This window comes from Streptomyces viridosporus T7A (genome assembly GCF_008704515.1).
GTDB classification, from domain to species: Bacteria; Actinomycetota; Actinomycetes; order Streptomycetales; family Streptomycetaceae; genus Streptomyces; species Streptomyces viridosporus.
The window spans coordinates 933,344-958,862 of record NZ_CP023700.1; the positions used below are offsets into that span (position 1 = coordinate 933,344).

The 25,519-nt window shown below is 75.8% G+C and carries 17 protein-coding genes; 10 read left to right on the forward strand and 7 right to left on the reverse strand.

What is annotated here, in order from left to right; genetic code table 11:
* Positions 1-132: 132 nt before the first annotated feature.
* The 8 genes from CP969_RS04500 to CP969_RS04535 all read left to right on the forward strand — a co-directional run bounded on the left by CP969_RS04500 (position 133) and on the right by CP969_RS04535 (position 9,503).
* Entirely contained in the window at positions 133-2,265 is a 2,133-nt protein-coding gene (locus CP969_RS04500) for a hypothetical protein (protein WP_016827717.1), read from the forward strand.
* A gap of 86 nt (positions 2,266-2,351) precedes the next feature.
* Positions 2,352-3,905 (forward strand): GT4 family glycosyltransferase PelF, encoded by a 1,554-nt coding sequence (gene pelF / locus CP969_RS04505; RefSeq protein WP_016827716.1) that lies wholly within the window; start codon positions 2,352-2,354, stop codon positions 3,903-3,905.
* Positions 3,902-5,305, forward strand: a complete 1,404-nt coding sequence (locus tag CP969_RS04510) for a hypothetical protein (protein WP_016827715.1) — start codon at positions 3,902-3,904, stop codon at positions 5,303-5,305. The genes pelF and CP969_RS04510 overlap by 4 nt, the downstream gene beginning before the upstream one ends.
* An 85-nt stretch (positions 5,306-5,390) precedes the next feature.
* Positions 5,391-6,392, forward strand: a complete 1,002-nt coding sequence (locus tag CP969_RS04515; protein WP_004992308.1) for a GDP-mannose 4,6-dehydratase — start codon at positions 5,391-5,393, stop codon at positions 6,390-6,392.
* Positions 6,393-6,424: 32 nt separating this feature from the next.
* Complete coding sequence (locus tag CP969_RS04520; protein ID WP_004992307.1) at positions 6,425-7,138, forward strand: nucleotidyltransferase family protein; 714 nt, start codon at positions 6,425-6,427, stop codon at positions 7,136-7,138.
* 6 nt (positions 7,139-7,144) lie between these two features.
* Positions 7,145-8,047, forward strand: a complete 903-nt coding sequence (locus CP969_RS04525) for an NAD-dependent epimerase/dehydratase family protein (protein ID WP_016827714.1) — start codon at positions 7,145-7,147, stop codon at positions 8,045-8,047.
* On the forward strand, positions 8,044-8,706 hold the full coding sequence (locus CP969_RS04530) for a spherulation-specific family 4 protein (RefSeq protein ID WP_016827713.1): 663 nt from the start codon (positions 8,044-8,046) through the stop codon (positions 8,704-8,706). The genes CP969_RS04525 and CP969_RS04530 overlap by 4 nt, the downstream gene beginning before the upstream one ends.
* Positions 8,703-9,503 carry an endo alpha-1,4 polygalactosaminidase gene (locus CP969_RS04535; protein WP_016827712.1) on the forward strand — a complete coding sequence of 267 codons (801 nt, stop codon included), beginning with the start codon at positions 8,703-8,705 and terminating at the stop codon, positions 9,501-9,503. Before CP969_RS04530 ends, CP969_RS04535 begins: the two co-directional genes overlap by 4 nt.
* A 256-nt stretch (positions 9,504-9,759) precedes the next feature.
* Here the strand turns inward: CP969_RS04535 and CP969_RS04540 are convergent, their stop codons facing one another.
* On the reverse strand, positions 9,760-10,026 hold the full coding sequence (locus CP969_RS04540; RefSeq protein ID WP_004992303.1) for a GlsB/YeaQ/YmgE family stress response membrane protein: 267 nt from the start codon (positions 10,024-10,026) through the stop codon (positions 9,760-9,762).
* A 196-nt stretch (positions 10,027-10,222) separates the two neighbouring features.
* On the reverse strand, positions 10,223-10,822 hold the full coding sequence (locus CP969_RS04545; RefSeq protein ID WP_016827711.1) for a DUF998 domain-containing protein: 600 nt from the start codon (positions 10,820-10,822) through the stop codon (positions 10,223-10,225).
* Positions 10,823-11,216: 394 nt separating this feature from the next.
* On the opposite strand from CP969_RS04545, the gene CP969_RS04550 reads away from it, so the two are divergent.
* A complete protein-coding gene (locus tag CP969_RS04550) occupies positions 11,217-12,107 on the forward strand; it encodes a DMT family transporter (protein ID WP_039831775.1) in 891 nt (296 codons plus the stop codon).
* 222 nt (positions 12,108-12,329) lie between these two features.
* The gene (locus CP969_RS04555; RefSeq protein WP_016827709.1) at positions 12,330-12,779 is read left to right on the forward strand and encodes a hypothetical protein; all 450 of its coding nucleotides are present in this window, start codon (positions 12,330-12,332) and stop codon (positions 12,777-12,779) included.
* Between the two features lie 32 nt (positions 12,780-12,811).
* On the opposite strand, the gene CP969_RS04560 is transcribed toward CP969_RS04555, so the two are convergent.
* From CP969_RS04560 to CP969_RS04580, 5 genes are read right to left on the reverse strand one after another with little or no spacing between them, the layout of a single operon-like run.
* Complete coding sequence (locus CP969_RS04560) at positions 12,812-14,632, reverse strand: hypothetical protein (protein ID WP_016827708.1); 1,821 nt, start codon at positions 14,630-14,632, stop codon at positions 12,812-12,814.
* Positions 14,629-18,306, reverse strand: coding sequence for a vWA domain-containing protein (locus CP969_RS04565; protein WP_191093694.1), 3,678 nt, complete (start codon positions 18,304-18,306; stop codon positions 14,629-14,631). The genes CP969_RS04560 and CP969_RS04565 overlap by 4 nt, the downstream gene beginning before the upstream one ends.
* Positions 18,307-18,311: 5 nt before the next feature.
* Complete coding sequence (locus CP969_RS04570) at positions 18,312-19,481, reverse strand: ATP-binding protein (RefSeq protein ID WP_016827705.1); 1,170 nt, start codon at positions 19,479-19,481, stop codon at positions 18,312-18,314.
* 35 nt (positions 19,482-19,516) lie between these two features.
* The gene (locus tag CP969_RS04575) at positions 19,517-24,616 is read right to left on the reverse strand and encodes a hypothetical protein (protein ID WP_016827704.1); all 5,100 of its coding nucleotides are present in this window, start codon (positions 24,614-24,616) and stop codon (positions 19,517-19,519) included.
* Positions 24,613-25,467 (reverse strand): DUF4132 domain-containing protein, encoded by an 855-nt coding sequence (locus CP969_RS04580; RefSeq protein ID WP_016827703.1) that lies wholly within the window; start codon positions 25,465-25,467, stop codon positions 24,613-24,615. Before CP969_RS04580 ends, CP969_RS04575 begins: the two co-directional genes overlap by 4 nt.
* Between the last annotated feature and the right edge of the window lie 52 nt (positions 25,468-25,519).

A 25,519-nucleotide genomic window follows, 5' to 3' on the forward strand; every position in this document is an offset into this window, starting at 1 on the left:
CACAGGCACCCCACCATGTGAGGCGACGGATGTGTCGACGACCGGCTTCTGAGGGGGACGCCGGCGTCGCGCGGGGGTGCGTCCGCTCCACGGAGCAGCGTCCACCCCTGCCCGGGGAGGGGACAGCACCGCATGAAGCGGACCATACGCACCGCCCTGCTCACCGCAGGTGCGCTCATCGCCGCCTTAGGCATACCGAGCACGGCGGCCCGTGCCGACGCCGCGGCCCCCCGCATCGATCTGCGGGTGCTCGTCGTGAGCGACGGCGGCCCGGCCACCGAGGCCATCGCCGCCGAACTGGACACCGCGGGAACGCCGTACACGGAGATCGACCTCACGCGGTCCGACCGGCCCGTGATCGACGCCGACTACCTCGCGGACACCGTGGACGGACGCGAACGCGCCAAGTTCCAGGCCGTCGTCCTGCCCAACGACAACCCGTTCCCGGCGAACTCCGCCGAGATGGCCGCGCTCGTGGCGTACGAGCGGGCCTACGACGTGCCGCAGGTCGACGCCTACACGTACGCCCGTCCCGAGGCCGGGCTCCAGTACCCGGTCCACGGCGGCTACTCCGGCAGTGTCGACGGCGTGCAGGCGGAGGTGACCGACGCCGGCCGGGCCGGCCCGTTCGGTTACCTCGACGGCCCGGTGCCGTTCGAGGACAACTCGCCCACCGTGGGCGAGAGTTACGCCTACCTGTCGACTCCGGTGGCCGGTGCCGACTTCACGCCGTACGTCCAGGCGCCGATCCCGGGGACCACCAAGCGGGGTTCGCTGGTGGGCGAGTACCGGCACGACGGGCGGCGCGAACTCGTCGTCACCTTCGTCTACAACCGGCACCAGCAGCAGTTCCGGCTGCTGGCCCGCGGCATCGTCCAGTGGATGACCGGCGGTGTGCACCTGGGTTCCTCCCGCAACTACTTCGCCGTGCACGTCGACGACGTCCTGGCCGCCGACGACCGCTGGAACTCCGAGCTCAACTGCACGCCCGGCGACGTCGACTGCACGGATCCGGACGCCGTCCCGGACCCGATCCGCATGACGCCCGCGGACGTCGACCGCGCCGTCGCCTGGCAGCGCGAGCACGGCTTCACCCTCGACCTCGCCTACAACGGCGCCGGCAGCGTCGACCACCGCGAGGACGGCGACGGAACCGACCCGCTCGCCGACCGGTTCCTCGCCGAGCGGGACGAGTTCCGCTGGATCAACCACACGTACACGCACGCCTTCCTCGGCTGCGAGCAGGACACCACGGTGGTGCCCTGGCGGTGCGCCACCCACGCGGACGGCAGCACCAAGTGGGTCAGCCGGAACGACATCTCCGACGAGATCGCCCTCAACCGCGTCTGGGGGCAGACTTCCGGACTCCCCCTGGACAACGGCGAGTTGGTCACCGGTGAGCACTCCGGGCTGCGGGTGCTGCCCCAGCAGCCGACCGACAACCCCCACCTGGCGCCCGCCCTGGCCGACAACGGCGTCACCTGGCTCGCCTCGGACAACTCCCGCGAGCCCGACCAGCGCCGGGTCGCTCCCGCCACCACGGTCCCCCGCTACCCGATGAACATCTTCTACAACGCCGGGCGGGCGGCCGAGCAGGTCGACGAGTACAACTGGATCTACACCAGCCGCGCGCAGGGCGGCAGCGGCATCTGCGAGGACAACCCGGCCACCACCACCTGCCTGCCCGCCCCGCTCGACACGGCCACCGGCTACGCGGAGCACATCGTGCCGCTGGAGCGACGGATCGCCCTCGGCCACGTCCTCGCCAACGACCCCAAGCCGCACTTCATCCACCAGTCGAACCTGGCCGAGGACCGCATCGCCTACCCGGTCCTGGACGGCGTGCTCGACGGCTACGCCGCCCTCTTCGCGGAGAACACCCCCGTGGTCAACCTGCGGATGAAGGACATCGGCGTCGAACTGCAGCGGCGCGCCGCGTGGCGCGCGGCCGTGCGGGACGGGCAGGTCACCGCCCACCGCATCGGCGGCACCGTCACCGTCGAGGGCCCGGACGGCGTGGCGGTTCCCGCGACGATGCCCGAGGGCACCACCCGCTCCGGGTCCGTGTTCGGCGGCGCCTACGCGGGCGGACGGTCCGGATGGACGCCCCCGACGTCCGCCCCGCTCGTCCTGGCACTGCCGCCGTCCGCCGTCCCCGCCCCGGCCACCGGCGCGGACGGTTCCGCGCCGGCCACCGCCCCGGCGCCGAAGGCCCGCGTGCCCGAGGGCGTGGCCGAGCCGGTCTCCCCCGGCACGAACGGCTGACCGGAGCACCGGCAGCGAGGTCCCGGCCGCCCCTTCGCGGCCGGGACCGGCACGACCACCCCACATCCCGGCCGTGGAGCCCATCGATGCACGTTCCCCACGGCGCGCGACGCTCCGAAGCGACGCGCGTCACCCTGCTCACCGAAGGCACCTACCCGCACAGTCACGGCGGTGTGAGCGTCTGGTGCGACCAGCTCGTCACCGGCATGCCGGACATCGACTTCGACGTCATCGCCGTCACCGGCACCGGGCGCGAGCCGGTCGTATGGGACCTTCCGGGCCATGTCTCTAGCGTCCTGTCCGTACCCATGTGGGGCGAGGCGCCGCAGGGCACGCCGCCCCGCGGCCGTTCCCGCGGCCGGCTGGCCGACGCCTACGAACGGTTCCTGACCGCGCTGGTCGACCCCTGCGCCGAGGACGGTTTCGCGCCCGCCCTGTACGCCCTGGCGCGGGCCGCGGCGGACGGACGGCTCAGCCCTTTCCTGCGCGGCGACACGGCGGTGACGATCCTGACCTCCGTGTGGAGGCGGCCGGGGCTGGCCGTGCGCGAGGCGGGGCCGACCCTGCACGACGCGCTCACCGCGACCGGCCTGCTCGAGCACGCCCTGCGCCCGTTGGCCGCGCCGCCGCCCGAGGAGGGGGTCGCGCACGCCGTCAGCGGCGGGGTCGCCGTACTGCCGGGACTGGCCGCGCTCGAACGGCACGGTGTCCCGCTGCTGCTGACCGAGCACGGCGTCTACCTGCGCGAGCGCTATCTGGGCTACCGGACCGCCCCCTACCGCTGGCCGGTCAAGGCGGTGGTCCTGGGGTTCTTCCGGCTGCTGGCGGAGGAGAGCTACCGCCGGGCGGCGCTGATCACCCCGGGCAACCGCTACAACCGGCTCTGGGAGGAGCAGGGCGGCGCCGACCCCGCGTCGATCCGCACGGTCTACAACGGCGTCGACCCCGCCGCCTTCCCCCCGGCGGGCCCGGAGCCGGAGGCCCTCACCCTCAGCTGGGCCGGGCGCGTCGACCCGATCAAGGACCTGGAGACCCTGATCCGCGCCTTCGCCCTCGTCCGGGACCGGCTGCCCGGCGTACGGCTGCGGTTGTTCGGCGGGACGCCCCGGGGCGGCGAGGGCTACCGGGAGCGCTGCGAGGCCCTGGCCGCCGGACTGGGGCACGCGGACGCCGTGACGTTCGAGGGGCGCGTGGAGGACATCAGGGACGCCTACGCGGCCGGGAACGTGGTGATGCTGTCCAGCATCAGCGAGGGGTTCCCGTTCACGCTGATCGAGGCCATGTCGTGCGGGCGGGCGACCGTCTCCACCGACGTGGGCGGGGTGCGGGAGGCCGTCGGCGGGACCGGTCTGGTGGTCCCGCCGCGCGATCCGGCCGCGATGGCCGCCGCCGCGCTGGACCTGCTGAACGACCCCGCGCGGCGCCGGACGATGGGCGAGGCGGCCCGGCTGCGGGTGATCGAGCAGTTCACCCTCCGGCAGACCATCGACACCTTCCGCTCCGTCTACCGGGAGCTGTCGGAGCGGGCGGCCGTGCGGCAGCCGGGCGTCCCCGCGCTCGTCCGGCCCCGCACCACCGACCGTCCCCCGCCGGATCTACGGGTCCCGGCCGGCACGGAGACGAGGAGCATGGCGCTGTGAGCGGCCCGATGGCCCTGGAGCCGGGCGGCGCGGAGCAGGACACGCTCGCCCTGCGGATCGCCCGGCCGGGCCGGAGACGCGTCCGGCCCGGCGACGACCGCACGCTCACCCTCCGGCTGCCGGAGCAGGGCCCGGACGAGGAGGCGGTCAGCCGGCTCGCCGCCGACCTGGCCGACCGCGTCGGTCCGGCCGTCCACCCCTACGAGGTGGCCGCGCTGCTGGAGGCGGAGGGGCTCTCCGCCGAGGTGATCCGGCACCGGTACGGGCATCCGAACCTCTTCTCCCTCGCCTCGGCGCTGTACGACAGGGTGCCCCGGACCTTCCCCGAGCCGCCCGCCGCGGCCGACCCCTGGCGTCCGGACACCGTGCGGTGCCTGCTGCGGGGCGTGCTGTTCGCGCTCCCGGCCCTGGCCTACCTGCTCACCGCCCCGCTGTGGCGCGCCGACCGGCACGCCCCCGCCCTGATCCTGGCGGGCGTCGTCTCCTGGGCGTGGGGGCAGGCGCTGGGGCACCGCGCGCACCTGCGGCTGGTGACGGGGCGCCGGGAGGCGGCCCGCACCCTGCTGACCGGGGCCCTGCTGGGCGCGGCGGTGGCCACGGTCCCGGCCGCCCTGTACGCCGGGGGCGGTCCGGTGACCGCGGCGGCCGCCGCCCAGTCGCTGTACCTCGCGGCGGCGGGCGTGCTGCTGGTACTGGCCCGGGAGCGGCTGCTGCTGGCCGCGCTCAGCCCGCTGGCCGCCGGCGCCGCGGTACTGCCCTGGTGGGATCCCGGACCGCTGCCGCGGGCCGGTCTGCCCCTGCTGGCGCTGCTGGCCACGCTCGCCTCCGCCGCACGGGTCCTGTGGACCGGCCTCACCGCCCCGGCCGCTCCCGGCGGACCGAGGCCTCGGCTGAACTCCTCCCTGCCGTACGGGCTGTTCGGGCTGGCCGCCGCGGTGCTCGTGGTGCTGGTGGGCCGGCAGGACCCGTACGCGGTGATCGCGCTGACCGTGAGCATGGGACCGGCCGAGTGGCTGCTGTACCGCTACCGCGGCTGGTCGGTCGCCGCGCTGCGGGTGAGCGCGACGCCCCGGGCGTTCCGGCTCCGCTCGGCCGCGATCCTCGGCCTCTGCCTCCTCGCCTACCTCCTGCTGTTGCTGCCCCCGGTGCTCCTCACCGGCTCCGGGACGGCCGCGCTGCCGCTCGCGGCGGCCCTGTGGACCGCCCTGCTCCTCCAGGCGTTCGGCGTGGCCTGGCCCCCTGCCGTGCTGTGCCTCCTGACCGCCGGCGCCGCCGGGGCGGTCACCCTGCTGGACCTGCCGCCGGGCCCGGCCGTACTGCCTCTGGGCTGCGGCGCGGCCGCCGCCCTGCTCGCGGTCTGTGCGGTCCGTCTGCTCGGCAGGCCCTCCCCGCACGCCTGATCACCGGGCCGCCGCACCGTGCGCGCCGCCCACCCCGTGGAACACCGGCACCCCCGCCGCTCGACCGGACGAAAGGACACCAGAGTTGACTTCCGCACCGCTCGCCGCCGTCACCGGGGCCGAGGGATTCATCGGCTCGCACCTCACCGAGGCGCTCGTCGCCTCCGGCCATCGCGTCAGGGCCATGGTCCAGTACAACTCGTTCTCCTCCTACGGCTGGCTGGAGACCCTCTCCGCCGACCTGCTCGAGCACGTCGAGATCGTCCTCGGTGACGTGCGCGACCCGGGCTCGGTCCGCGGTCTGCTCGAGGGCGCCGACTGCGCCTACCACCTGGCCGCGCTCATCGCGATCCCCTACTCCTACCGGGCGCCGCACAGTTACGTGGACACCAATGTCACCGGCACGCTCAACGTGCTGGAGGCGGTGCGCGCCCTGGGGACGCCGCGTCTGGTCCACACCTCGACCAGCGAGACGTACGGCACCGCGCAGACCGTGCCGATCACCGAGGACCACCCCATCAACACCCAGTCCCCGTACGCCGCCTCGAAGGCCGGCGGCGACCGGCTGGCCGACAGCTACCACGCCAGTTTCGACACGCCCGTGGTGACGCTGCGGCCGTTCAACACCTTCGGCCCGCGCCAGTCGATGCGCGCGGTGATCCCCACCGTCATCGGCCAGGTGGCGGCCGGGCAGCGCACCATCACCCTCGGCGACCTGCGCCCGACCCGGGACTTCACCTTCGTCGAGGACACCGCGCAGGCGTTCCTCGCGGTGGGCACCGCGCCGGCGGAGCGGGTCGTGGGCCGCACCTTCAACTCCGGGACCGGTGAGGAGGTCTCCGTCGGCGACCTGGTGGCGCTGATCGGCAAGGTCATGGACTCCCCCCTCGACGTGCGGGAGGACCCCGAGCGGCTGCGACCCGCGGGCTCCGAGGTGATGCGGCTGGTCGCCGACGCGACCCGGCTGACGGCGGCGACCGGCTGGCGCCCCCGCCGCACGCTGGCGGAAGGACTCACCCGGACCGCGGAGTTCTTCGGCGACCCGGCCAACCTGGCCCGCTACAAGACCGGCATCTACAACATCTGACCCGTCCGGCACGTCCATGCAGGAGGTATCCCATGCACGCAGTGATCCTGGCCGGCGGAAAGGGCGTCCGGCTGCGGCCCTACACCACCGCGCTGCCCAAGCCGCTCGTCCCGATCGGCGACCAGCACGCCATCCTGGAGATCGTGCTGCGTCAGCTGTCCACGGCCGGCTTCACCCGCTGCACCATCGCCATCGGCCACCTCGGCGAGATCATCCGGGCCTATGTGGGGGACGGTTCGCAGTGGGGCATGAGCGTCGACTACGCCACCGAGGAGAGCCCGCTGGGCACCATGGGCCCGCTGCTCCCCCTCCGCGACCGCCTGCCGGAGAACTTCCTGGTGATGAACGGCGACGTGCTCACCGACCTCGACTACGCCGACGTGCTGCGCCGGCACGAGGCGTCGGGCGCGCCGCTGACCATCGCCACCTACGCCCGCAGGGTGCACATCGACTTCGGGGTGCTGACCACGAACGCGAGCCGGGTCGTCGCCTTCACCGAGAAGCCGAGCATCGACTACCGGGTGTCCATGGGCGTCTACGGCGTCTCGCGGGCCACGCTCGACCCCTACACGGCCGGGCTCCCGCTGGGCTTCGACGAGCTGGTGCTGGACCTGCTCGCCGCCGAACGTCCGCCGCACGCCTACGAGTTCGACGGATACTGGCTGGACATCGGCCGCCCCGACGACTACGACCGGGCCAACGCCGAGTTCACCAACCGCAAGTCGCTTCTGCTCAAGGGAGCCTGAGCCCGTATGCGCATCCTCGTTCTCGGCACCACCGGTTACCTGGGCGGCCACGTCGCCGAGCGGCTGCGCGCCCTGCCGGGCACGCGGGTGCTCGCCGGCGGCCGCTCGCCCGCCGCCGAGGTCACCGTCGACCTCGCGTCCGACCGCCCGCGGCACCTGGCGAAGGCGCTGGCGTCGGCCGCGCCCGACGCGGTCGTCAACTGCGCGGGCGCGACCGGCGGTGACGCCGTCACCCTCGCGGAGGTGAACGCCCGCGGCCCCGCCGTGCTGTGCGCGGCGCTGCGGGAGGCGGCGCCCGGGGCACGCCTGGTCCATCTGGGCTCGGCCGCCGAGTACGGTCCCGGCGCACCCGGTGTCCGGGTGGCGGAGTCGGCGGCCACCCGCCCGGCCGGCCCGTACGGCGCGACCAAGCTGGCGGGCACGGTGGCGGTGACCGCCTCGGGACTGGACGCGGTGGTGCTGAGGGTGGGGAACCCGGTGGGCCCGGGCGCCCCGCCCACCGGGCTGCCCGGCCGGGTCACCGCCCTGCTGAGGGACGCCGGGTCCGACCCGGGCGCGGCCCTGCGCCTCGGTGACCTGTCCGCGCACCGCGACTTCGTGGACGTACGCGATGTGGCCCGGGCGGCGCACCTGGCGGTCACCGCACCCGGGCCGCTGCCACCGGTCCTCAACGTCTCCGGCGGCGAGGCGGTACCGGTGCGCGAACTGGTGCGGACACTGGCGGACGTGGCCGGTTTCCGGGGGCGGATCGTGGAGGAGGGGACGAGCGGATCGGCGCGGTCCGCGCGGGTGTCGTGGCAGTGCTCCGACATCACCGCCGCCCGCGACGCCCTCGGCTGGCGCCCGGCCCACTCCCTGGACTCCTCCTTGACGGCGCTCTGGGCGGCCGAGGGGGCATCGGTGCGATGAGCCTGCTGATTCCGCTGTACGTGCATCCGGCCGAGGACCCGGCCGCCTGGAACCGGCTCATCACCCGCGCCGCCCGCACCTACGCCGTCGTCCTCAACCCCGCGAACGGGCCCGGCCACGCCCCCGACCCGGCGTTCGCCGCCGCGGCCGGGGCGCTGCGGGCGGCGGGCGCCCGGCCGCTCGGTTACATCGACACGGACTACGGCACGCGCGACCCGGCGGAGATCGCCGAGGACCTGCGCAGACACCGGGAGTGGTACGCCGCCGACGGCTGCTTCCTGGACCGGGTGACCTCCGCCGCGGACGGGTTGCCGGCCTGCCGCAGGCTGGTGCGGTCCGTCCGCCGGCTCGGTGCCTCGACCGTCGTCCTCAACCCGGGCGTCCACCCCGCTCCCGGCTACGCCCGCCTCGCCGATCTGACGGTCACCTTCGAGGGCCACTGGTCCACGTACGTATCGGCGTTCAGCCGCCCCTCGTGGACCGTGCGGCAGCCGCCCGGGCGGCTGTGCCACCTCGTCTACGGGGTGCCGGAACCGCTCGTGCCGCTCGCCGTGCGCACCGCGCGCGAGCGGGGCGCGGCGGTGTGCGGTCCGGTGACGGGGGAACCCCCCAACCCGTGGTCCCGGCTGACCCCCGCGCTGGCCGGGGAGGAGCGGTGAGGCGGCTCGCACCGGCCTTCGCCGTCGTCCTGGCCCTGCTGGCCGCCCTCACCGCGTGCTCCGGCGAGGACGACCGCACGGCCGACCCGCGCACCCGCGCCGTGTGGCAGCCGCGCCCCGGGCTGGCCTGGCAGTGGCAGCTCGACGGCAGGGTGGACCCCTCGGTCGACGTGCCCGTCTACGACATCGACGGCTTCGAGAACACCGCGGCCGACGTCGCCCGTCTGCACCGCGACGGCCGCAAGGTGATCTGCTACGTCAACGTGGGCGCCTGGGAGGACTTCCGCCCCGACCGGGACGACTTCCCCCGCTCACTGCTCGGCAGGCCCAACGGCTGGCGCGGCGAACGCTGGCTGGACATCCGCCGGGTGTCGACGCTCCGGCCCCTCATGGAACGCCGGTTCGACATGTGCCGGGACAAGGGCTTCGACGCGGTGGAACCGGACCTGGTCGAGGGCTACGCCGACGACACCGGCTTCCCGCTCACGGCCCGCGACCAGCTCCGCTACAACCGCATGATCGCGGACATCGCGCACGAGCGCGGTCTGGCCGTGGGCCTGAAGAACGACCTGGCCCAGATCCCCCACCTGCTGGACGACTTCGACTTCGCGGTCAACGAGGAGTGCGCCCAGTACGGGGAATGCGAACGGCTCGAGCCCTTCGTCGCGGCGGGCAAGGCGGTCTTCCACGTGGAGTACGCGCGGCCCGCGGCCGACTTCTGCCCCATGGCCCGGGAGTTGCGGCTGTCGTCGATGCTCAAGAAGCCGGAACTGGGTGTCTGGCGCAAACCCTGCTGAGGGACCGGGCCGGTACGGGAAACCGGATTCCGGCGCGGTCGCTTCGCCGGTCCGCCCTTGCGACGCCCCGTCTCGTCCCCCCTCGGCCGCACGGTGCGAAGCGGGCACGGCCGTCCTCGGCTCGTCCGACGCGTGTGGCATGCGGGCCGGAGAGGCCGCTGCCCACGACCGCCGTGGCGGCGCGTCAGAACGGCCGCGGGAACCCGGACGCGCCGCACCCCGTCGGCCGGTTGCCGACGGGGTGCGGCGCGAGCGGTCAGGCGTGGTGGCGTCGGCGGGTCCACATAGGCGTGACGAACGCGATCAGAGCAGCCGCGATGCCGATCTGGAAGATGTGGCGGATCCAGTCGACGCCTCCGGTGTCGCGGACGCCGAAGGCGGAGGCGAGGGCGTTTCCGGCCACCGCGCCGAGGATGCCCAGGAGGACGGTCATCCAGAGCGGGATGGGCTGACGTCCCGGCAGGACCAGCTTGGCCAGCAGACCGATGATGAGTCCGGCGATGATGGCCCAGAGAAACGACATGACGACTCCTTCGACTCTGTGTGCTTCGGCTTCCGGCTACCACGCAGCGGCGTTCGTATGCACGGCTCTTCGCGCGGCTCCCCGTGCGACGGGTCCACCCGGGAGCGGAATCCGGACCGGGAACGGTGCGCGAAGCCCCCGTCCTCCGGCGCCTGACCGGCCGGTCCGTCCGTGTGCGGCGAGGCGCCCGCACCGGTCATGCCGACGGCTCGTCCCGGTCCCCCGGACGACGGAGACACGACGCGGCGACGACGAAGGGCCAGAGGGACTGAGCAAGCGTCACCGCCCGTTCCGCGACGCCGGCGACACCGTCCCGGTGGACCTCGACGAGGAACCACAGCGCGCCGACGACCATCACGGCAGCCGCCGCGGCCGAGGGCGCGGGCCGGAGCGCCCACGGCACGTCTCCGCCACCGGCGGCCAGGACCGGCCACACGGCCAGGAGCACGAACCCGACCACGACCACTGAACCGTGGTGCAGGGACCCCCCGCTGCTCGGCGTCGGGAACAGTGCCACGACCAGCGCCGCCAGTCCCCCGCCGGCCAGCGCCACGCGCCCGGCCGGTGCGGCCGCCCGCAGCCCCCAGGCGGTGAGCAGGTGGCAGGCGCCCAGCGCGAGGAACGCCCCGGTCATCACCCAGTAGCCCGGCGCCCCGTGGGCCGCCAGGACGCTGATCGTCTGAGTGGCGGGATCGTAGGCGGGGCCTTCCAGCGACGCCGCGACCACCCAGCCCGCGATCAGCAGGACGGGCGCGCACCCCGACGAGAGCAGGACCCATCCGGGAACAGGAGGCACCGGATGATCATAAAACGTGGAATACCGTCACCACCGCCGTCACCGCCGCCCCGGGCTCCGGCACCGCGGCGACCGGTCCTCACCGTCCGGCGGCCGGCCGCTCCCCGCGGAGCGGGTTCCCGCGTCTCCGGCGTCTCCCGTGTTTTCCGCGTCTCCGGCGTCTCCGGCGTCTCCCGCGGCCAGTACGGCGAGGCCGCGCCATTCGTTCGGCGGGATCCGGCTCGCGCCGTCCGGCGGCGGTCCCCGAGCGCCGCCGGACGGCCCCTTCCGGTCGGCTCCGGCGGCCGAGTGCTCCGTGGCACGCCCCGAGCGGTTCGCGAGGACCGGGGGGAGCACGCCACCATGGCAGGACCGGGGGTGGGCCGTCTCGTCGTCCTGGAGGATCACGGTGGACATGCTCATACCGGTCCTGTTCGCGCTGAGCGGCGCGTTCAGCAACGCTCTCGCGACCGTCCTCCAGCGCAAGGCCGCGCTGAGCGTGCCCCGCTCCGACAAACTCCGGGCCCGGCTCATGCTCGACCTGCTGCGGCACCCCGTCTGGCTCGCCGGCATCGTCGCCGTCATCGCCGCAGCCGTCTGCCAGGCCGTGGCCCTCGCGACGGGGCCGTTGACGGTCGTCCAGCCCCTGTTCGTGCTGGAGCTGCCGCTCACCCTGGTCATCGCCGCCGTGCTGCTGCACGGGCGGATGTCCCGGCTCGGCTGGGTGGCCGTGGCCGCCGTCGTGGCCGGGCTCGCCGTCGTCCTCGTCGCCGCGTCGCCCGTGGGCAACCGCACCCACGCGCCGATGGACCGATGGGTCCCGGCGCTCGCCGTCTGCTCCGTCGTGATCGTCGCCCTGGTGGTCACGGCGCTCCGCCGGCCCGAGGGGCGGGGCCGCGCCGCCTGCTTCGGGCTGGCCACCGCCGTCGCGTACGCGATGACGGCGGCCCTGATGAAGACGTCGATGCACACGCTCGACGACGGCGGCGTGACCGCGTTCCTCACCACCTGGCAGACCTACGGCTTCGCCGTCTTCGGCGGGACCGCGCTGTTCCTCCTGGAGAACGCGATGCAGGCCGGGCCGCTGGTGGCGTCCCAGCCCGCCATCACGCTCGGTGACGCGAGCATGAGCCTGGCCCTCGGGCTCACGGTCTACGAGGAGTACGTGCGGACGGGCTGGTGGCTCCTCCCCCAGCTGCTGGGCGTGGCCCTGATCGCCGTGGGCGTGTTCGCGCTGTCGAGGATGTCGCTCGCCCGCGCCCTGACCGGCGAGGACCGCCCCGCCGTCGGCGCCGGGGCCACGTGACGCACGTGACCGGCGGAAGCCGCGCCTCGGCGGGCCGGACACGGTCGGCCGAGGCGCGGCGCCGTCGAGGGCACCGCGGCGCGCCGGGCGGGCGCGGGCCGGCCCCGTCCGGACGGATTCCGCGCGGGTGTGCAACCTCCGGGTGGTACGAAGGGTCTGAATCGGTGCACGGGGGCAGAACGACCTTCCGTGTCACTCCCACTCGTCCCACCGGGGGAACACATGAACCCGACCCGCTCTCTCACCCGGCGCGGCACGGCCGCGGCCCTCACCGTCCTGCTGGCCGCCGCGCTCGGCGCGGCCGGCGCCGGGGCGTCGAGCGCGGAGCCCGCGGCGCCGCAGAAGCAGAAGATCGCGTCGGCGGTCCTCGGCTCCGACCACCGGATCACCCTGACCGCGCTGCGTTCGGCCGACGACGGGTACGCGGCCTCCGTGCGCCTGCAGGTGTACACGAAGACCGGCGGTGTCTGGAAGGAGACCGATCGCGTGACCGTGGGCGACGTGGACGGCTGGTTCTGGTACCCGCTCACCGGCAAGGGCGCCGTGTGCCAGTTCTCGACGGCCGGCACCGAGCCCGCGCCGCTCACCGTGAGCCTGCTGGTCACCCCGTCCGTCGGCTGCTCGGACCCGGTGCACTACCTCGTGAAGGAAGGCCGGGTGTACGCCGGCTGAGACGACCGGCGGGGCCCCGCAAGCCGTACGGGTCACCCCCTGGCCAGGGTCGCGGAAGAGGGCTCCGAGGAGGGTGTCCCGGTCGTGGCGGCCCCCCAGCCGCCCGCGCACAGGGCCCGTTCGACCGCGTCGGTGTAGACGGCGGCGGCGAGCCAGGCCCGGGCGAAGTGGTCCGTGTCGGCCGGGAGCAGGCGGCCGAAGGCGTCGCGGGAGCGGTCCGCGGCGGCGGCGTGGAGGTCGTCGAGGAGGTCGCCCGCGGTGGCGAGGCCGAGACGGCGCAGGCGGACGGCGTCGCCCGAGACGCTCCCGGCGGAGGCGAGGACACGGCGGCCTCCCGACACCGCCTGGTGGACGCGGCGACGCAGCAGGTGCAGGGGGACCTCGTCCGCGGTGGGGGCGGCCTCGGCCGGTGGGGCGACCGCTCCGGCGGGCAGGTCCGCGTGCCGGAGGCGGTCCAGGCCGAGGTCCACCCGGGCGGCGGGGTCGGTGGGGTGCTCGACGGCGAGCAGCAGGGCGCGCGGAAGCGGCTCGGGCACCAGGCGCGCGACGATCCGCAGCCGGCTGCCCCGGGCGGCGGCGAGCAGGCGGAGGTTGTCGCGGTGGGGAAGCGAGGGATCGTCGTGGGCGGTGGCCAGCCGCAGGGGCAGGCCCGCGCAGTCGGCCAGCAGGCAGTCGCCCGTCGTCTCCCGCACCGTGCCCGTGAGGGTCACCTCGAGGAACAGCAGGTCCTGTCCGCCCTTCAGGGCCCGGGCCACTTGCTCGGCGGCGGGTACGGCCCACAGCCGGTCCAGCGGCTCGGCGTGCCAGGCGGCGCCGGACGCGCGGACCGCCCGCACCCCGGCCCCCGCGCCGAGACGGCCCGTCGGGGAGACGGTGGCACCGGACACGGCCAGCCCGGCGCGCGACAGTTCACGGTGGGTCAGGGCGGTGTCGCCGATCCGTACGGCCCGGTCGGCGGCGCCGGTCGCCCGGGCGGGGCCGCCCGGAGCCACGTCCGACACCGTGTACAGGCGTCCGTCGGCGTCGGCGGTCCAGGTGACCGCGCCCGCGTAGCCGGTCGCCGTGAGGACAGGTTCGGAGAAGAGCCCGTACAGACGCAGGGAGCCGTCCGGGCGGTACGGCTGCCGGGCCGTGCCGCGCAGTTCGGTCAGGTCCGGGCCGGTGGCGTGCGGGAGGCGGTGGGCGACGCCCAGGACGTCCGCCAGCGCGCCGGCGAGGTCGGCGAGGCGGTACCCGGGGTCGGCGGAGCGGGCCGCACGCACCCCGGTCACCACGGAGACCGCCGCGGCGGAGGCCCGCGGGAGGCCGGCGAGGCGGGCGGTGTGCGCGGCGTGCAGGAGCCCCGCCTGGAGCACGGCGCCGGCACCGTCCGCGCCGGCCTCCAGGACGGCGGCGGCCGCGTCGCACACCGTTCGGGCGGCGGCGCGCTGTTCGGCGGTGGCGGTCTCGGTCTCCGCCGGCCCGGTCCGGTCCGGCTGCGCCGCCGGTCCCGTCCCCGGCACCGGTTCCGTCCCTTCCCGCGCTTCCGCGGCCTCGGCAGGAGCCGGGGACGGGGGCGGGGCTTCGGCGGCGACCGGTGCGGCCGAGGCCGCCGCCGCCCGGTGGAGGCAGTCGGGGGCCAGCAGGCATCCGCAGCGGATCGCGTCCGCGCCGGTCACCGTCCCGCCGGGCGCGTGCAGGACGACGTCGGTCTCGTCGTCCACGGCGATCCGCACGGTGTCGCCCTCCCGGACGGCCGGACGCGCCACGAGCTTGGTGACGCCCGCGTCCAGCCGCTTGCGGAGCCGGGGCGAGAGCGCTTCGACGAGTTCGGCGGTGACGGACGGAGCGACCGGAGGCAGGTCCGGGGTCATGCGATCTTCTCCCCTACCCAGCGGGCGAGTTCGAGCGGACTGAGGGCGGCGACGGGCATGCCCGCGGCGACGAGCTGACCGGCGACCGCCGTGGAGTAGCGGGGCCGGCCCGTGTCGTCGAGGCTCGCGCAGCCCAGGACGTGGCAGCCGGCCCCGACCAGCGCGCGGACCTCGGCGAGCAGGCCGCCGAGCGGGTAGCCCTCCTCGAAGTCGCTGACGACCACGACGAGGGTGCGCGACGGCACGGTGACGAGTGCGCGCGCGTGCCGCAGCCCCGCGGCGATGTGGGTGCCGCCGCCCACGCTGACCTCCAGCAGCAGCGACAGCGGGTCGTCCACGTGCCCGGTGAGGTCGATGACCTCCGTGGAGAACGCCAGGAAGTGGGTGGAGAGCGTGGGCACCCCCGCCAGCACCGAGGCGGTCAGCGCGGCCCACACCGTGGACGCCTCCATGGACCCCGACACGTCCGTGACCAGGATCAGCCGCCAGTCGGCGGCCCGGCGTCCCCGGGTACGGAAGACCGGGCGTTCGGGGATCACCCGCACCGTGCCGTCCGGGCCGCGGCGCGCGGTCGCCAGGTTGGCCCGCAGGGTGCGGGGCAGGTCCAGGCCGCCGCCGGGCCGTCTGCCGGGGCGCGGCAGGGTCGTGCCGTGCAGGGCGGGGCGCAGGCGGGTGGCCAGTTGCCGGGTCAGTGCGTCGACCAGTCTCCGCACGAGCGGGCGCAGTGCGGCCAGCCGTGCCTCGGGCAGCCCGCCCGCGTGCCGCAGCACGGTGCGCAGCAGGTCCACCGAGGGCCGCACGCTGTCGGCGTCCAGTTCGGCGAGGACGTCCCTGCGGCCCGATGCGGCGGCCGCCGCCAGCACCTCCTCCCGGATGCCCGGCCCGAACAGCACGGCCAGTTCCTCGGACCACTCCCGCACCCCGGGATACGGTGCCTGGCGTCCACCGCCGGTTCCCGGGCCCGTGAGGTCCCCCCGGCTGCCCTCGCCGCGTCCGCTGCCGTACAGCTCGTCCAGCGCGGTCGCGAGCGGTGCGGCGGACGGCGGCAGCCGGTCCGTGCGGCGGCCGAGGAGGAGGCGCCAGCGGTCGGCGGGGGCGAGGAGGTGGTCCGCGGCCCGGGGTGCCGCGGCCCCGGCGGTGCCGCCCGTCGCCGCGGCGCCCGGTCCGGGCCTCGCGGTGGTGTCCCCCGGGGCACCGCCGTCCGGGTCGCCGCTCCGCGGGCCCCCCGGCGCAGTGCCCGCCGGGTCGTCCTCCGCCGGGCCTCCGCCCGGCGCGGGCAGCAGTCCCAGTGACCGCAGCGTCTCGCGGGCCGCGAGGTCCGCCCCGGTCCAGGCGGCGAGCGCGGCCGGGTCGACACCGTCCGTGTCGGCGACGCGCGCGGTGCCGAGGCGCTCCTCGACGGACGCGAGGAGACGGTCGCGGGCCGCGGGGCTCAGGGTGTCGAAGCCGCCGCGCAGCGCGGGGAGCCAGTCGAGGAACGCCCGGTCGGGCAGTTCGGACACCCGGGTGAGCAGCGGCTCCAGCGCGGGCGCCGCCGCCTCCAGCAGCGGGCCCGCGGCGGTCAGCAGTCCGCCGAGCCGGGCGGTGAGCCCGGCGCGGGAGTCGGGGTCGGTGGCCCCGTCGACCCAGGAGGCCACACGGTCGCCGAAGGCCCGCGCGTCCTCGTGCCCGAGCAGGACGCGCACGGCCCCGGCGGCACCGCGCATCAGCGGGGAGCCGTCGGCGCACAGGCGGCCCAGGGCGTCGGCGAGCCGGATGCCGCCCGACAGGTCGGCCCGGTGGGAGAGCTCGAGCAGGGCGTGGGCGTCGGCGGGGTCCTCGGACCCGGTCAGACCGTCCACCTGCCGCACCGCCGCCTCCGTGAGCAGCTCCGCGACGGCGGCCGCCCGGGCCTCGCGGTCCGGCTCGACGCCGAGTCCCGGGACGTGACCGGCCCGCAGCCGGTCCAGCAGGGCCAGGCCGGCGAGGAGTTCCGGCAGGGTGCCGGCCCCGGGCAGGACGTCGGCGACGTCGCCGAGCCGTTCGTCCGCGAGCGCGGCCAGACCGCACTCCGCCGCCCGTTCGAGCCCTTCGAGGGCCTGTGCGGCCGTCGGCCCTCCCTCGTCGCGCTCCAGGCGCCGCCGTTCCCGCAGGACGCCTTCGGCGGCCTGTGCGGGTGTGACTCCGCGCACGCCGGCCGCGGTCAGCACGGCCGCCGTGGCAGGGGTCCAGCGCACTTCCCAGCGGGAGGTGAGGGCTTCGGCGCCGCCCGCGCCGACGACCTCCCTGACCTCCCCGTAGGGCACCCCGCACACCGTCAGCCGGCGCAGCAGCAGTTCGCGGCGCCGGTCGAGGTCGGAGCGCAGCGGGTCCAGCCGCAGGTCCCGTGAGGGGCTCGGGCCGTCCGTCGCCGGGCCGGGCAGGCCGAGCCGTGCCACCTCGGCCTCGACCGCGGGGGTGAGGCCGCTGCGCGGCGCCTGCGGGGCGGGGTGCCCGCTGCGCGTGCCGACGAGCACCCGCTCCATCGCCCGTGCCACGGCCCGCCCCCGGCCGTACGGCTCGCCCTGCGCGAGCACCGTCTGCACGGCTTCGACCAGTTCGCCGCGGCCCGCCGCGGGCAGGCCGCGCAGCCGGGCGAGGTCCGAGGCGAGCCGGCCGATCTCCCGGGCGTCGGCGGGGCCCGAGGGGTGACCGAGGCCGCGCAGTTCGGCGCAGACGCGTACGGCCGCCCGCGTCAGCGCCTCCTCCAGCGCCGCCGGGTCGCCCGCCGCGCGCAGGACCATGTCCTGCCACTCCGGATCCCGGATGCCGGCCGGGTAGCCGGACCGCTCGTCGAGGAGGGCGTAGGTGTACGGGATCAGCGAGGTGGTCCAGGCGGGCCGCCGCGCGGCGGCGGCCGTCGCGGCCTCCTCGTTCTCCTCGCCGGCCTCCTTCTCGCTCTCCTCCCCGGCGTCCTGCCGTACGAGCGCCGGGGCGTGGAACGCGCCGACCACCACGGCGGCCCGCTCGCCCCGCGCGGTGGCCTCGGCCAGCCGGGCCCGCATCCAGCGCTCGCGCCGCAGGTCCAGCTCCGGTACGCCGCCCGAGGCGGCCGCGTCCTCGCGCAGCGCCCACCCGGTGAGCAGGGCGGCCCGGCGCAGGGCCTCGGGCGGGGAGCCGGGGGCGGCCGCCTCGACGAGCCGGTCCCAGAGGTCGTCCCCCGGGCGGCCCGTCACCCGGGACCGCAGGGCGGCGGCGAGGCCCGGACCGCCGGCCCGCGCCCCCGCGGCCCGCCGCCCCTCGGTCCACGCGCGGTCGGCGAGCGGCAGGTCGCAGGCGACCACCGGCACGCCGCGCCGGGCGGCCCAGCGCACGGCGGCCAGTTCGGGCGAGAAGTCGGCGAACGGGTAGAACGCCGGCCCCCCGCCGCTCCCGTCCCCGGGAGCGGCGGCGAGCGCCACCGGGGCCCGCGTCTCCTCGTGCCCCAGCCAGGGCAGCCACGGCTGCATCTCGGCGGGCAGTTCGACGAGCAGCACCTCCGGCTCCGCCCCGTCCAGCAGCGCGGGCACGGCGGCGGCCAGGGAGGGCGCGTGGTGTCGTACGCCGACGAGGTAGGGCGCGGACGGGCCGGTGAGGACGGCGAGCGCCTCGTCGGGCGAGGCGGGGGAACCGTCCGGGGCGGGGGCCGCGGAGGCGGCCCCGTGGGAGAGGGACACGGCCGTCAGCCCTCCAGGACGGTGCGCAGGTCCCACAGGGTGCGCCAGGTGGCGGAACCCTGCTCGGCCCGGCGCCGGACGGGGCCGTCCCAGTAGCCGCGCAGCCGGGCGGCGTCGGCGGGGTCGTCCTTGCGGACCACGCCGAGCAGGTGGCCGGGCAGCAGTCCGAGCACGTCGCGGTCGCCCGGGAAGTACGCCGCCGCGAGGGCGAGCGCGCCGGCCACGGACACGGCCTCCGCGGTGCTCATCACCGTCGACGGCCGCTCCACCTCCCAGCCCTCCGCCGACCGGCCCTCGCGCAGGTCCCGGAACGCGGTGACCAGGGCTTCCAGCACGGCGTCGTCGACCTGGAACGGCGCCCCGGCCCGTGCCACGGACGCCCGCGCCTGGCTGCGCACCAGCGCGGTCTCCGCGTCGAGGTCCCCGATGGGGCCGACCGTCTCGAAGTTGAAGCGGCGCTTGAGGGCCGCGGACATCTCGGAGACGCCCTTGTCGCGGAGGTTGGCGGTGGCGATGAGGTTGAAGCCGGGTGCCGCGTGCGCCAGGGCGTCCTCGGTGCCGGCCAGTTCGGGCACGGCGATCCGCCGCTCGGAGAGCAACGACACCAGCGAGTCCTGCACTTCGGGCAGGCAGCGGGTGACCTCCTCGACGCGGGCGACGGCGCCCCGGGACATGGCGGTCAGGACCGGGGACGGCACGAGTGCCTGCCGGGTGGGGCCCTGCGCCAGCAGCAGCGCGTAGTTCCAGCCGTACTTGAGCTGGTCCTCGGTGGTACCGGCCGTGCCCTGCACGACCAGGCCGCTGGTGCCGCACACGGCGGCGGCGAGCAGCTCCGACAGCATCGACTTGGCGGTGCCGGGCTCGCCGACGAGCAGCAGACCGCGCTCCCCGGCGAGGGTCACCACGCACCGCTCGACCAGCGCCCGGTCGCCGACGAACTTGTCCTCGATCACCAGGCGGCGCGGCACCCCCTCGGACGCCTCGGCGCCGTCGGGCAGTTTCAGCGCGCGGCCGTCGCTGCCCATGACGAACGTGACGACCGCGCGCGGGGTGAGCCGCCAGGCGGGCGGGCGCGGTCCGTCGTCGTACGCGGCGAGGAAGGCCAGTTCGGCCGCGTACCGGTCCTCGGGCGGGACGATCTGGCGGGCCGGAGCGGGAGGGAGAGCGGTGGTCATCGGCGCGGTTTCTTCCGGGTGCGGGTGGACGGTGGTCATCGGCGGCGGCCCTTGCGGGTGGCGCGGGTGGTGAGTTCCTCGTAGGCCGGGGCATCGCCGGCGCGGACGCGGTCCCACGCGCGCGTGAACAGTTCGGGCACCGGCATCGGCGGCACCGTGCGGGAGTGACCGCGGATCGGGTAGAGGCCCCGCTTCCAGATCTCCACCGGCAGCGCGGGGGACTTCAGGTCGAGCCAGCCGCACGGCAGGAAGAGGGTGCGTCCGGCGCGTGTCCGCTTCGCCTCCACGACCAGGCCGGTGGCCGCCAGTTCGGTGCGGGCCTTCTTCGTCCGGGCGGGCTTCCAGCCCGTCCAGCGGGCGCAGTTGCGGTCCGTCGGGTCGGGCAGGGCCAGCAGTTGCAGGTAGAGCGCCGCCGCGTCCTCGCCCAGACCGTGGGCCTCGGCGACCTCGGCGACCAGACCGGGCACGCTGACGGAGGGGTCCTGGGCGTACCCCGCGGGCCCCTCGGGATCGGTCCCGGCCGCGAGGGCGCGGGCGAGCCCGTCGTCCAGGATCGTCCGCAGCGCCTGCATGCCCTGGCCCGACCCGGGCCCGACGAGCCCCTCGACCAGTGCGAAGACGGGGTCGTCCGCCCCGGTGAGGGCGCCCGGGCGGACCAGGACGGTCTCCTGCTCGCCGTACCAGGGGCGCAGCACCAGTGCCTCGCCGACGTGTGTCAGACCGTGCGCGTCGGCACCGCCGGTGGCGGGCAGTCCGTACGCCTTGCGCAGTTCGGCGGCGGTCGAGGAGCCCTTCTCCGTCCACTCCAGGCCGAGGTCGAGCAGCAGCCCCGGGTCCGCGACGCGGCGGCGCAGCGCGGCCAGCCCTTCCGGCAGGGCGGCGCGCAGCAGGTGCCCGTACGGCAGGAAGTAGGCGAGCCCGGCCAGGGCGGTCACGGCATGGGCCAGGTCGTACCGTCCGGGCAGGGCCGCGGGGTCCTCCGGCACCAGGTCGCCGTTCTTGCCGGGCCGCTGCACCGTGGTGCGGCTGATCCAGGGGGTGCGGTGCGGGTTGAGCACCTCCTCGACGGGGCCGACGGGCAGACCTGCGAGGGAGAGCTCCCCGGCGAGGTCCTCGGGCAGGCGGACGACCCCGGCGAGGCGCTCCGCCCACACCCGGCCGGCCGTGTCCGTGTCCGGTCCGGACGTCCAGAGGTCACCGGGGTCCCCGGGCAGCAGCGCGCCGAGGAGCGCCGTCCGGTCGCCGGGCTCCAGCGAGTCCAGCAGCGCGTCGCCGAGCTGCTTCTGCCGCGGCTTCAGCCCGGTGGCGGCGCTCACCTCGTCGGTGAGCTGCGGCGGATTCCCGGCGAGCAGCAGGGCCGCCTGCACGGGACCCAGCCCGTTCCGGGTCGCGGCGGTCAGGGCGGCGGGTGCCTCCGGCTGCCAGGGCGCGGGGCCCTTGTCCCGGATCAGCCCGGTCACCGCGGTCAGCGCGTCGGCCGGGAACACCGGCGGGCGTGCGGTCTCCCTCTCCAGGGTGAAGTGCGCGACCGCGCCGAACGCGTCGGCCGGGTCGTGGTCCAGGGCCAGCCAGTGCACCCGCTCCGCGTGGTGGTCGACGCTCTGGCAGCCGAGGACGACGACGGTGCGGCCTTCCCGGCGCAGCACCTGGCCCACGCGTTCCTGCTTGCCGCGCGGCTCGCTCAGCACGATCTCGCGCAGCGCGCCCCCGGGCGCGGCCAGCGGGCCCTCCGCGATCGCCTCGAACAGCAGCAGCAGCGCCCGGCGGTGCGCCTCCGTCAGGGCCGGTGAGGCGGCGCGGTAGGCGAGCGGGCGCAGCACGTCCAGCACGGACGGCCACACCACGCCGATGCCCGGAACGGTGAACTCGTCGCTGGACCACCCGTCGGCGGGCCCGGTGAGCCGGGAGGGGCCGGGCAGGGGCCTGCCGTCGGCGGGCCTCCCGGACAGGACGTGGTTCACGGCGCGGATCTGGCGCAGCGCGTTCCAGCGCTGCCCGCCGCCCCACCAGCCCTCCATCCGGGCGAGACCGGCGGTCGCCTCGCGCAGCGTCCGGTCGTCGCCATCCTCGGGGCTGTAGTCGGCGAACATGCCCTCGATGCGCCCGCGTTCCGCCCTGGGCCGCTCCGCCGGAGGCGTCACGAACGTGGCGACGGACTCCGCCAGGCGCAGCACCGCGCGGACCAGGGCGGTGACGCCGGTGAGCAGACGAGGCTCGGTGAGGGTGGGCAGGCAGCGGGAGACGGTCTTCCGCAGGACCTCGTCGGCGGTCGGGACGGCGGGCTTTCCGGTGCCGGCTCCCGAGGCGTTCGCGGCCCCCGCTCCCGAGGTGCTCCCGCTCCCGTCCGCCGTGTTCGCCCGGCCGGCCGCCGCCACCTTCGCCTGCCGCTCCGCCAGCGCCCGGGCCCCGGCGCGCAGCAGCCCGTCCGCCTGCTCGTCGGTCAGCGCCCGCAGGACCGCCGACGCGTTCTCGTCGCGCGGCCGCAGCGCGTGCCAGAAGTCGACCGGCGGGACGAGCCGTGTGCCGGCGGCGAACTCGCCGCCCCGCTCCAGCGGCGTCACCCGGCCCAGCTCCCGCACACCGGTGCTGTCGTCGCCCGCGCACAGGGCGACCTGGCGGTACTGGGCGACGACGACGGACTCGGCGCCGCCGGGCAGCCGCAGCACACCGACCGGAACTCCCGGGGTCCGGCCGTGCGCCGCCGGCAGGGTGACGGTCCGGCCGTCCGGCGTGCCGACGGTGGTGCGGGCCCCGTCGCCCTCGCCCTCGGTGCGCACCCAGTGGCCGAGGACCGTGCCGTCCGTGCCGAACGGGCTGTGCTCCAGGCCGGGCTGGAGGGGCAGCACCGCGCAGTGCTGCTGGAGCAGGGTCGCGCCCTCGCGGATGCCGGACCGCAGGAAGGCGGGCAGCGAGGCACGCCCGTGCGTACCGGTGGCCGGGTCGTACTCGAGCCACACCTGCTGCCGTCCCTGCCGTCCCCGGCGCCAGTACGAGGTGCCGTCCCCGAGGACGCGGCGGCCGGGCGGCAGGACCGTGTCGCCGGCGTGCAGGGCGCGCCCGCCGGTGGCGCGACCGCCGCCCGGCAGCGGAATCGAGGTCTCGCCCGCGTCGCTGCTGCCGTACCAGTGCGGGAGCTTCTCGCCGCCGAGCGGGAACACCTCGGACGGGCGGGCCGACCAGTAGCCGTACTGCTTGCCGTCGTGCCGCCACATCACCAGCAGCTCGCCGTCCGCGTAACGGAACGACGGACGCTGCCAGCGGTCCAGCTCCGCCGGCAGCCGCAGGTCGTGCTCCAGCAGGATGTCCTGCGGCCCCACGACGATCACCCTGTGCCTGCGGGAGAGGATCAGCGCCGGCCAGGCCTCGTGGACGCCGAGCGTGTCGTCGCGGTCGCGCCGGGTATCCGCGTCCAGCCGCCGCAGCGCCTCGTCGAGGGCGGGCCAGCCCAGTTCGTCCGGGATGCCGGCGCGCAGGGTGCGGCCCAGCAGCGGCGCGACGTCGAGTGCGGCGACCCGGGCGACGGCCTGCGGGCTGATCCGGGCGGCGATCGCACGGAACGGACGCAGCTGTTCCAGCGCCGTGCGGGCGTCGGGCAGCCCGGCCGCGCCGTGCAGTTCGCCGGCGGTGTCGTCCAGCCACTCGCGCAGCACCTCGGCGAGCACGGGGTGCCCGGCCAGTCCCTCCAGCAGTCCGGCGCCGGGGCGGTGGCCGCTCAGGTTCCCGACGGACCGGTACAGCAGGCGTCGGCAGCCCGGGTCCGCCGCGACGGCCGTCAGGTCCCGTCGGCCGGGCCGGGTCTCCTTCAGCCACTGGTCGAGCGGGAGGAAGACGTCCTCGTCGGCCTCGGGCAGGGCCAGCGGCACCCTCTCAGCCGCGCACAGGTCCAGCAGGTCGAGGTCGGCCGCGGCGTGCCAGCGGCCCGTGAAGAGGTCCACGGGACGGCCTTGGGCGCGCAGGCGCGGAGCCATGCGCTCCACGAGCGCGAGGGTGGCCGGTGAACGGCCGCTGACCGAGGAGCCGTGCTTGCGGTGCAGTGCCCATCGGCCGAGCCAGTCAGCCGCGTCGACTCCGTCCGCGTCGGCCCCGTCCGCCTCGGCCTCGCCGGTCAGCAGCCGGTCGGCGCCGGTTTCCGCGAGCAGCGCCAGCCAGAACTCGTCGTCCTCCGTCGAACGGCCCAGCCCGGCCGGCATGATCTCCAGCAGCCGGACCCGTACGGCGGGCTGCCGTTCGGCGAGGACGACGAGCGTCGCCCGGTAGGTGTTCCAGAAGGACGCGGGGGCCCGGACCGCCGCGGGCGACGCGAGCAGGTCCGCTACCAGGGCGCACTCCTCGGTGACCCGGTCCAGGCCCGCGGCCTTGATCAGGGTGCGGGCGTCCTGGGGCAGGGACGCGTACGGCGGCATGCCCGCCGCGCAGCGCTCCACGGTCAGTTGCCGGTACTGCGCCCAGGCCTCGGCCGGGGTGAGCCGCGCCGCGAGGGCCTTCACGTGCTCCTTGAGCGCCTTGACCGTCAGCGCGCCGGCGAAGGCGAACTCCAGGAACACGGCCCGCTGCCGCTCCTCGTCCACGGTCAGCGCGTGCACCCGCTCCGCCTCGCGGGCCTTGCCGAAGAAGGCCGCCGCGTACGTGGTGTTCCCGTGCTGGAGGAAGACGCGGGCGGCCTGCTCGTAGAAGGTGGGCAGGAAGTGCGGCACGGCCCGGCCGAGTCGCTCGCCGAGTTCCTCGAAGCCCTCCTTGGCGGTACCGGGGCGGGACTTGGCCTGCCGGGCGAGCCGCTCGATGTCCCTGACCAGCGCCAGCGCGTGGTGCCCGTTCGCCGGGTCGTTGACCAGCGCCCAGGCGGGGAAGCCGAGGGTCTCCCGGCGCACCTGCCCGACCTCGTGCGTCTGCGGCTCCCGGACCAGTCCGAGGAAGTCCAGGGCGAGGTCCTCCGCCTCGCCGAGCATGCCCGGCACCAGCCGGACGATCTCCCGCCCGTCCAGCGCGGGGTGCGTGTACGTGCGGACGGTGAGGACGTCGGCGTCCTCCCGGTCCGTGGTGCCCGGGGGCAGTACGGCACCGGCGTCGAGCAGTGCGGCGGAGGCCGCCCCGTCGTACGCGACGCCGTCGTACGTGATGCCGTCATGCGTCGTCATGCCGCACGCTCCTCGTCCTCGATGTCGCGTCCGGCGTACAGCGCGGCCGCCATGCGCATGCCCTCCGACCAGGCCACCGGCCCGACCTGGCCGAGCTTCAGCACCCGGCCCGCCGGGTCGGTGAAGCACAGGGGGCCGGTCTCCGTCTCCTCGTAGCCGTCGTAGTCGCCGACCCACACCCGGGCCTCGACGCCGCGGCCGTCCTCCAGTACGGAGCACACCGCGTGGCCTCCGCGCACGCGGTAACCCAGCTGGGTCGCGCGGCCGTGCAGGAACCTCAGTTCCTTGAAGACACCGCCCGCGTGGTCCTCGACGGAGGTGGCCTCGGCGTCGAGCGCCGCGGGTCGGTGCCACACCTCGCGGAAGAGCTGCTGGGCGCGCTGCTCGATGCCTATCTCGACGGCGAACTCACGCAGTTCCTCCAGTTCGTCGAGGAGCACCGGGTGCGGCAGGCGGACCAGGCCGGGGGTGAGGCGGACGGTGTCACCGTCGAGGTCGACCAGGCCGAGGCCGCGCTCGGGGTCGGCGTCCCGCAGGAACCCGGCCACCACGCCGTCCGTCCCCGTGACCACCAGATCGCGGAGGGCGGCCTGCCAGGCCGGGTCCGGCCACACCCGCGCCAGGACCGCGAACGGCACCGGCAGCGAGCGCACCATCCACCGCTCCACGTCGGCCAGGCACTGCCGTTCGTGCCGCTCCAGCCACTCGGCGAGCTGACGCAGCCCCACCACCGCCGGATCGTCGGCGATCTTGGACGGTACGGATTTCAGCCGCCGCCCGGCCGTGTTGCGGCACACCACCTTGCCGTCGTCGAGGGCGACTTCGTAGCCGCCTGCCGACACCCACCCCATGCGTGCCTCCCGCACCCGCAGTGATCAAGTGACGGGAACTGTAGGACAGACC

Coding starts and splice junctions, on each gene's coding strand:
- CP969_RS04550 (WP_039831775.1), top strand. CDS start 11,217: ATGCTCATACCGGTCCTGTTCGCGCTGAGCGGCGCGTTCAGCAACGCT.
- CP969_RS04520 (WP_004992307.1), top strand. CDS start 6,425: ATGCACGCAGTGATCCTGGCCGGCGGAAAGGGCGTCCGGCTGCGGCCC.
- pelF (WP_016827716.1), top strand. CDS start 2,352: ATGCACGTTCCCCACGGCGCGCGACGCTCCGAAGCGACGCGCGTCACC.
- CP969_RS04570 (WP_016827705.1), bottom strand. CDS start 19,481: ATGACCACCGCTCTCCCTCCCGCTCCGGCCCGCCAGATCGTCCCGCCC.
- CP969_RS04540 (WP_004992303.1), bottom strand. CDS start 10,026: ATGTCGTTTCTCTGGGCCATCATCGCCGGACTCATCATCGGTCTGCTG.
- CP969_RS04575 (WP_016827704.1), bottom strand. CDS start 24,616: ATGACGACGCATGACGGCATCACGTACGACGGCGTCGCGTACGACGGG.
- CP969_RS04500 (WP_016827717.1), top strand. CDS start 133: ATGAAGCGGACCATACGCACCGCCCTGCTCACCGCAGGTGCGCTCATC.
- CP969_RS04525 (WP_016827714.1), top strand. CDS start 7,145: ATGCGCATCCTCGTTCTCGGCACCACCGGTTACCTGGGCGGCCACGTC.
- CP969_RS04555 (WP_016827709.1), top strand. CDS start 12,330: ATGAACCCGACCCGCTCTCTCACCCGGCGCGGCACGGCCGCGGCCCTC.
- CP969_RS04530 (WP_016827713.1), top strand. CDS start 8,044: ATGAGCCTGCTGATTCCGCTGTACGTGCATCCGGCCGAGGACCCGGCC.
- CP969_RS04560 (WP_016827708.1), bottom strand. CDS start 14,632: ATGACCCCGGACCTGCCTCCGGTCGCTCCGTCCGTCACCGCCGAACTC.
- CP969_RS04580 (WP_016827703.1), bottom strand. CDS start 25,467: ATGGGGTGGGTGTCGGCAGGCGGCTACGAAGTCGCCCTCGACGACGGC.